Here is a 498-nt window from a genome sequence, read left to right as displayed (position 1 = left end):
GAAAAACGGGTATACTATTGTTGAGAAAACAAGAGGGAGAGTACCTAAAATGGGACGTAAGCCAAAAAAGAGACCTGAAGAGAGGACAGAATTAGAACGTCTTCAAGCAGAAAATGAGTACCTGAGAGCGGAGAATGCCATCCTAAAAAAGTTAAGAGAACTCCGATTGAAGGAAGAAAAAGAGAAAGAAGAAAGACAGAAATTGTTCAAGAATTAATGACTGAGTTTTCGTTAGATATTCTTCTAAAAACCATTAAACTAGCTCGTTCGACCTACTACTATCACTTGAAACAGCTAGACAAACCAGATAAGGACCAAGAGCTTAAAGCTGAAATTCAATCCATTTTTATCGAACACAAGGGAAATTATGGTTATCGTCGGGTTCATTTAGAACTAAGAAATCGTGGTTATCTGGTAAATCATAAAAGAGTTCAACGCTTGATGAAAGTACTCAATTTACAAGCTAAAATGCGACAGAAACGAAAATATTCTTCTCAT

General features: G+C 35.9%; 1 pseudogene. It reads left to right on the top strand.

Annotated features, from left to right (window positions below):
• Positions 1 to 498: pseudogene (locus B7692_RS10940) on the top strand (IS3 family transposase); the annotation flags it as partial.

Origin of the sequence: Streptococcus mitis (assembly GCF_002096925.1) — a bacterium.
GTDB lineage: Bacteria > Bacillota > Bacilli > Lactobacillales > Streptococcaceae > Streptococcus > Streptococcus mitis_AF.
The sequence above is the reverse complement of the archived record's forward strand: the minus strand, read 5'-3'. Positions and strand labels throughout refer to the sequence as shown.